The sequence below is a fragment of the Nitrococcus mobilis Nb-231 genome, from assembly GCF_000153205.1.
GTDB lineage: Bacteria > Pseudomonadota > Gammaproteobacteria > Nitrococcales > Nitrococcaceae > Nitrococcus > Nitrococcus mobilis.
Window position 1 is genome coordinate 865,197 of sequence record NZ_CH672427.1, and the last position, 6,352, is coordinate 871,548.

Sequence of the window (6,352 nt, forward strand, 5' to 3'; positions counted from 1 at the left end):
GCATAAAGTATTGTGCAGCCAGGCGGGGCAGTCGTATCACCATAAAAAAAGCCCCGTGCGGCAACGGGGCTTATCCCGAACCAGTATCCTGGATCAGTCGACCCTCGGATGCACGCTCACGAAGCACCGCTGATACGGACCTTTACGCGTGAACACCACTTGGCCGTCGGTCTTCGCATACAGTGTGTGGTCATGACCGAGCCCGACATTTTCGCCCGGATGAAAGCTGGTTCCGCGCTGGCGAACCAGGATATTGCCCGCATATACCAGTTCGCCACCGAAGCGCTTGACCCCAAGCCGCTTGGAATGCGAGTCACGCCCGTTACGGGTACTGCCACCTGCCTTCTTATGCGCCATGCTCCGGATTCCCTCAGCTGTACATCAACTACCAACGCCCGCCGCAATGCGGGTGATCTTTACCTCGGTATAGTGCTGGCGGTGACCATGGCAGCGATGGTAATTCTTACGCCGTTTGAATTTACGTACTTCGATTTTGCGGCTACGTCCCTGGCCGAGCACTTCGGCGCTGACGCGCCCACCCTCGATCAGCGGTGTGCCTACCTGAATGTTGCCTGCGTCGGCGATCATCAGTACCTGATCGAAATCAATGCCCGCCCCCTGCTCCGCATCGAGCTTCTCGACGCGCAGTGTGTCACCTTCGCTGACACGATACTGCTTACCGCCCGTCCTGATGACGGCGTACATGGCCACTCTCCCCTTGCCTTGGCTCACTGTCGTTTAAAACGCGCTAATGTACTGATTAACTCCTAGAACGTCAATTAAGAAAACTTTGCTTGATTCTCCTCTTGTCATTCTGAAAAAATCTAAAGTCTAGCAAAATCAAAAATATAATCAGCGGATTTCGCCGACGTTATGAATAAATCAGAGCCTTGTTAACTACGGCCTCAGCTTGACACCCTATCAACCCGCCCCTAGCATTCCAGCCCGGCGCCATGCAGCACCGCCCAAGGAGCCCTGCTCCCTATGGAGCTCGATCCAATCCGAGCACTCGTAGCCCATGACATTGAGGCCGTCAATGAACTCATTCGGAAACGACTGAGTTCGGACGTAGTCCTCATTAACCGTTTGGGCAGCTATATCATCAATAGCGGCGGTAAGCGCTTGCGGCCATTGGTCGTGTTGCTCGCCGCTCGGGCCTGCAGTTGCCGTGACCACCAACACATATTGCTCGCCGCCATCGTCGAGATGATTCACACGGCAACGCTTCTGCACGATGACGTAGTAGACGAATCCGATATGCGCCGCGGGCGCGAAACTGCACGTCAAATCTGGGGCAACGGTGCCAGCGTCCTGGTGGGCGATTTCCTCTATACACGCGCCTTTGAAATGATGGTCGAGCTGCAGCAAACGGCGGTGATGGGGATTTTCTCGCGTGCCACTAACACCATCGCCGAAGGTGAGGTTCTGCAACTGCTCAATATCCATGATCCGGATGTCACAGAAGAGCGCTACCGGGAGGTCATCTTCCGCAAAACCGCCGCCTTGTTCGAGGCTGGCTGTCGGCTCGCCGCCTTGCTGGGCGCACGCTCGGTACAGGATCAGGCCGCCATGGCGGCCTACGGCCGTCATTTGGGCACGGCCTTCCAGCTGATCGACGATGCCCTCGACTACGACGGCAACGCTCAAGAAATAGGCAAGAACATTGGAGACGACCTAGCCGAAGGCAAACCCACTATGCCCTTTATTTACGCCATGCAAAACGGCGACGCCAAACCCGTGAGTTGATGCGCTCCGCCATTCAGCAAGGTGGCCAGATGCAGATCGAGGCGGTACAAGAGGCCATTGAAAAGACCGGAGCCATTACCTACACTTACTCCCTCGCGAACGAAGAGGCCGACCGCGCCGTGGCAATGCTTGAGCGCTTAGAGAGCGGCATCTATCGCGATGCGCTCGTTGCGCTGGTCCGGTTCGCTATCAGTCGCCGATACTAGACGAAACAATGCTACCGGGGTGTAGCTCAGCTTGGTAGAGCACTGTCTTCGGGAGGCAGGAGTCGCTGGTTCAAATCCAGTCACCCCGACCATAAAAACAAAGGGCTAGGTCGATGACCTAGCCCTTTTTAATGCAGGATGCGCAGGCGGCCCACCCCAAACGACCCCGACCGCCGGCACATAAACCCAACCGGGAAACAACCCAGCAAGCGTGATTGTCACTTATCCCACCCATTCAGCCGGCCCGGCTGCCGCCGCCATGACTATGGCTGCAGGGCGGTCCCGCACACCAAGTGTCTGCTGTGCTTGTGAGAGGCATCTCGTTACGCTTCTTTGGCTGATCCGGTCTGCTCGGCAGCGCCGTAATCAAGCTCCAAATGAGCTGCGTCGTTAAAACTGAGGATGCGCCAGTGTCGGGTATTGCGCCGGACACTGCCGAATTCGTACCACAAATTCTTGTCCAAGGTGAAATCAAAAACGGCGGTATTGCGCACCCGAATGCCCCAGCTCCGATCAGTACCCAGAAACGCGGCAATTATGTGCTGCAGTATGCCACCATGGCTAAACGCTACGATCACATCCCCACTACGGTGTCCCTCGACGAGGGATGCAACGACTCGACGTCCCCGCGCATGACGCTGCATCAAGTCTTCGGCGCCTTCTACCACGGCCCAGTCTCCACTCTCCCGAAATGCCTGCGCCATTGTCGGGTATTGCATGTCGATGTCTTCCCACCTTAATCCGGAGAATACGCCGACGTTATACTCGATTAGATCGCCCCAAAGGGTAAGAGGCGCTTGCCAGGATCGAGATACGATCCGAGCGGTTTCTACCGTTCGCCGCAACGGTGAGCAATAGACGTGGGTCGGCTCAAGGCCTTCCATTTGCAAGCGCTGAAACAGCCGCTCCGCCTGCCGACGCCCCACATTGGTCAAATCGAACTCGGCATGCCCTTGCAGCCGACCTTCCGCATTGCCCACAGACTCCGCATGGCGGACCAATATACAGCGCATCGCCTTCTCCATAGTCCTCGAGCGTGTGCGCAAGCTCATGATCAGAGGAGGGAGCTTTTCATCGAGCTCACGTAGCAGCTCTTCCTTCCATGCAAGCTATTCTTGCCATTCCCATTCCCGCGACATACAAAAGCCTCCTAGCGACTTAGTTCCATGCTAACCTTGGAATCCCCAATAATGGAGTCGGCCGCGTTCATTACGTGGCACGCACCTACCGTTTGCACCTGCAGAACTGCGGGCACGAGAAAAGGGGATGAAGCCACCTGGGACCTATCACCGGAATTCATTTTTGTCAGCATGAACCGAATTGCTACACGCTTAGACTCGGTATCAAAAGCAAGTAAAGCAGCATCCTATCCACGCTCGATACTGACCTGCGGAGTCCGACCCATATCCCGCACCACGGAGATTTGCCAGGGACGACAGCATACCTCACAATCTTCGATATAATGGCCTTCCGTCTCCGGATCGATGAGTAGCTCGACCAGTTCAAAGCACCAAGGGCACTGGACTTCGACAACGTCCTGCATCACGCCTTCCGCAGATGATGATCATGGCCAACGCGCTGTTATTTGTGACCCGAGCGTGACGGTAGCAACCTATAAGCCTATTTCAGCCCATAAAAAAAAGCGCACGCCACACCTCTTACAGCCGCCTCGATCTGTATTTCCGTTGATTCGATTAGGGTACAGAGCCAAAACACTCCCCCTGGCGCAACTCTTGTAGAGCCTGCCAACAGCACCCAAAAATTCTCTAGAGAAACCAGCCAAGGTCGGCAATATTAGGGCAACGAAGAAAAGCATTAAAAGTTGGGTTTTATTGCCTGTTTCTGCTACCGCAATGACAAGCGCATAACAAGCGGCAACGCCACGACGCGCTCCCACGAGGCTGACAGCCATTGGACTACGCGAAGCGCATCCGGTCAAGCCTAAAACTAGGACGACGCGCCGCAGCGCATGTCATACCGTGCCGGGCGTGTTTACCAAGGTTGAAAACCAAACCTGTCGGCACATCCCCCGCTGCCCCGCGGGTGATTTTTCCTTATGAAGCAAGCCATATCGCTACGCTGAAGTTTGGTAGAGTCTTATATTATTTCACCATACGCCGCACGCTAAGCGGCCCTCAAGTCGTCGATGGAACATCCGGCAGCCTCCCATTCCTTGACCCAGTTCGGCTTGCGACCTCGCCCAGTCCATGTCTTACTCGGGTCTTCAGGGTGTTGAAACTTACCCTGAGCTTTGCTCTGCAAGCGCCCCTTAGATATGGATATACCGCTCACTAGTTCATTCAAGGTAAAGCCATATTTAGCCGCCACCTCCTTGATCTCTTCACGCGCCTGCCTTTCTTCATACTTACGTCGGGAGGCGATTTCTTTATCAATATCCTTCTTAAGTCTCTCCAGATCCTTAACGGTATATTTCGACAGATCCATCATATTCCTCAACTAATCATGTTCAGCGAATTCAATACTCCCAAATGCAGTATATAGCTCGCTTGCTCCCCACTCAATTCCCTCTAGCAAGATTTTATATTAGAATTATCCTCTGCTATATACGTCGCACGTCCTTCCAGATCGACCCCGCGCTCGAAATAAGGCCGATAGAAGCTTTAGTCGTGGGTTAACAGTCTGCTTGCCTGCCATATGTCGATTGACAGGCTAAAAACCAGTCGAGTGGGTAGCGTACAGTGATCGTCTGCAGCCGCACGCACCTACCGATGGTGCTCAAAAAGCTACACATTACTAAACTGCCCCCAAGTATAACCGATACCCAACAAACTTAGTTCTACCAAGGTTTGAATTGATGGTGAATAAACTCAATCGCCTCCACAATATCCGAGCAGACCGAGTGCCTGAATCACGGCACGCTGTCCAGCATGCGAAACCCCTCTCTCATCGGGCGCCTATTCCCTCGCAAACCGCTCAGTTATCCATACGCATGATTCCCTATCGGTAGAGTATCGCTAACTGCTGCGGCCTGAGTGATCATATACCTCCAGGAGCTATGCTTTGTTTCAGGCTCGCTCCGTATTGAGGGAGCTGGCGCAGAGGTACAACATCGGCCGCTCGACGGTGCGCAAGTGGAAGTACTGGCAAACGACGGCCGACCGCAGCCACTGGCCGCATCGACTGCGCACGACGCTGAGCACACGGATCAACCGCGGCATTGGCAAGGGCAGCGCAACCCTCACGCACCGCTGGCTTTACGGACACTATTTTATTGAGCCTTGAATTGGTGGCGAATCGGCTCGATCGCCGCTACGATTCCGAACGGACCAAGCGCATGGATTGCCGCGCAGCGCTTCGTATTCGTGCGTGGAGCAAGGAAAAGCGTGCCGATACAGATCGAATTACCGAAGAAAAGCCAGATCAGTACAAAAAGTATAGTGTGCAACATAAGAAATCCCTCTCTCTGCGGCTATTCCACGCAGCACCGGGAACCACTCACCTATCTGAATACAGTGAATTCCCACTCCATGATGTGCCGCGCGTCAAACTTTCTAGCTCGAAGTACCCGCCCTATCGATTTAATTGATTGGACCATGCATGCGCCGCTGTTACTCCCGAGCCTAGATGAACTGGCCTAACGAGCTCCATGCTGCTCTCGTAGCGGGCGGAGACACACAAGCGATCTCCGCCTGGTTGCAGGAGTACTCCAAATTAAAGTGGACAAGGGTGCAATCAGGCAGGAGGGGGCCAACGCCAGCATGGCTATTCCGCCGGTTCCCTACCTTTTCAAAGCCCATCGGGCTTATATCGATGCCAATGCAAGAGAAGCTGCTATGACTACTGTCCTAATGAACCTCCGGGACGTACCGGAGGAAGAAGCCCAGGAGGTTCGAGAGCTTTTGGAAAAGCACAGAATTCTCTTCTATGAGACACCTCCTAGCCGCTGGGGGATATCGATGGGGGCGATCTGGCTCAGCGATAAGCGTCAAGAGAAAGAGGCGAGGCAACTTATTGCTCAGTACCAACGGAAGCGCCGGGCGAAAATACGAGCTAACCACGAGCGGCTAAAGCGGGAAGGAAGTGCCGAGACGCTCCTCGACAATATTCGGAATCGACCCTTCAAAGTGCTGCTGTACCTCGTTGCCGCTGCCCTTATTCTCTATTTCTCCATTCGACCGTTTTTCAGTCTCGGGAATTGAACTCGGGCAAATCACAGACGCATTCCGTGGCAGAGTATCTGAGCAACATTCGCGCAAAAACGGCTGCTCATGGGACAAGCCATCTCCGCGCAGCTGCGCCTACTCAAAATCCTACGGCATCCGCACCACGTTACCTGTACTATGCGCCGATAACTGAAATATGCAGAACGACGGGAGGAGTTGCAGACATGGATTACGTTATGACTAATGCCGGAAAGTTGATCCTGCGCGTGACACTTG

Annotated in this window: 8 protein-coding genes, 1 tRNA gene and 1 pseudogene; 5 read left to right on the forward strand and 5 right to left on the reverse strand. The window is 54.3% G+C overall.

Annotated features, from left to right (window positions below):
* Nucleotides 1-93: 93 nt before the first annotated feature.
* Nucleotides 94-357 carry a 50S ribosomal protein L27 gene (gene rpmA / locus NB231_RS03915; protein WP_004999940.1) on the reverse strand — a complete coding sequence of 88 codons (264 nt, stop codon included), beginning with the start codon at nucleotides 355-357 and terminating at the stop codon, nucleotides 94-96.
* Nucleotides 358-381: 24 nt separating this feature from the next.
* On the reverse strand, nucleotides 382-705 hold the full coding sequence (gene rplU, locus NB231_RS03920; protein ID WP_004999943.1) for a 50S ribosomal protein L21: 324 nt from the start codon (nucleotides 703-705) through the stop codon (nucleotides 382-384).
* Between the two features lie 279 nt (nucleotides 706-984).
* On the opposite strand from rplU, the pseudogene NB231_RS03925 reads away from it, so the two are divergent.
* A pseudogene (locus NB231_RS03925) lies at nucleotides 985-1,952 on the forward strand (polyprenyl synthetase family protein).
* Nucleotides 1,953-1,967: 15 nt separating this feature from the next.
* Nucleotides 1,968-2,044: transfer RNA gene (locus NB231_RS03930), tRNA-Pro, on the forward strand.
* A gap of 231 nt (nucleotides 2,045-2,275) precedes the next feature.
* Here the strand turns inward: NB231_RS03930 and NB231_RS16650 are convergent.
* The 3 genes from NB231_RS16650 to NB231_RS03940 all read right to left on the reverse strand — a co-directional run bounded on the left by NB231_RS16650 (nucleotide 2,276) and on the right by NB231_RS03940 (nucleotide 4,400).
* A complete protein-coding gene (locus NB231_RS16650; protein WP_084766225.1) occupies nucleotides 2,276-3,004 on the reverse strand; it encodes a histidine phosphatase family protein in 729 nt (242 codons plus the stop codon).
* Between the two features lie 314 nt (nucleotides 3,005-3,318).
* Nucleotides 3,319-3,495 (reverse strand): CPXCG motif-containing cysteine-rich protein, encoded by a 177-nt coding sequence (locus NB231_RS17400; RefSeq protein ID WP_004999952.1) that lies wholly within the window; start codon nucleotides 3,493-3,495, stop codon nucleotides 3,319-3,321.
* Nucleotides 3,496-4,076: 581 nt separating this feature from the next.
* Nucleotides 4,077-4,400, reverse strand: a complete 324-nt coding sequence (locus NB231_RS03940) for an H-NS histone family protein (RefSeq protein ID WP_004999955.1) — start codon at nucleotides 4,398-4,400, stop codon at nucleotides 4,077-4,079.
* 573 nt (nucleotides 4,401-4,973) lie between these two features.
* On the opposite strand from NB231_RS03940, the gene NB231_RS03945 reads away from it, so the two are divergent.
* The 3 genes from NB231_RS03945 to NB231_RS19380 all read left to right on the forward strand — a co-directional run.
* Nucleotides 4,974-5,195, forward strand: a complete 222-nt coding sequence (locus NB231_RS03945; protein WP_004999957.1) for a hypothetical protein — start codon at nucleotides 4,974-4,976, stop codon at nucleotides 5,193-5,195.
* A 551-nt stretch (nucleotides 5,196-5,746) separates the two neighbouring features.
* Nucleotides 5,747-6,112: a DUF6164 family protein gene (locus NB231_RS03955; RefSeq protein WP_040663088.1), complete on the forward strand. Its 366-nt coding sequence runs from the start codon at nucleotides 5,747-5,749 to the stop codon at nucleotides 6,110-6,112.
* Between the two features lie 26 nt (nucleotides 6,113-6,138).
* The coding region (locus tag NB231_RS19380) for a hypothetical protein (RefSeq protein WP_232210381.1) at nucleotides 6,139-6,352 on the forward strand (214 nt) is incomplete at its 3' end.

What these genes read in the sequence shown, in the direction of transcription:
- NB231_RS03955 (WP_040663088.1), top strand. Translation starts at nt 5,747, where the DNA reads ATGACTACTGTCCTAATGAACCTCCGGGACGTACCGGAGGAAGAAGCC.
- NB231_RS03940 (WP_004999955.1), bottom strand. Translation starts at nt 4,400, where the DNA reads ATGATGGATCTGTCGAAATATACCGTTAAGGATCTGGAGAGACTTAAG.
- rplU (WP_004999943.1), bottom strand. Translation starts at nt 705, where the DNA reads ATGTACGCCGTCATCAGGACGGGCGGTAAGCAGTATCGTGTCAGCGAA.
- NB231_RS16650 (WP_084766225.1), bottom strand. Translation starts at nt 3,004, where the DNA reads ATGAGCTTGCGCACACGCTCGAGGACTATGGAGAAGGCGATGCGCTGT.
- NB231_RS17400 (WP_004999952.1), bottom strand. Translation starts at nt 3,495, where the DNA reads ATGCAGGACGTTGTCGAAGTCCAGTGCCCTTGGTGCTTTGAACTGGTC.
- rpmA (WP_004999940.1), bottom strand. Translation starts at nt 357, where the DNA reads ATGGCGCATAAGAAGGCAGGTGGCAGTACCCGTAACGGGCGTGACTCG.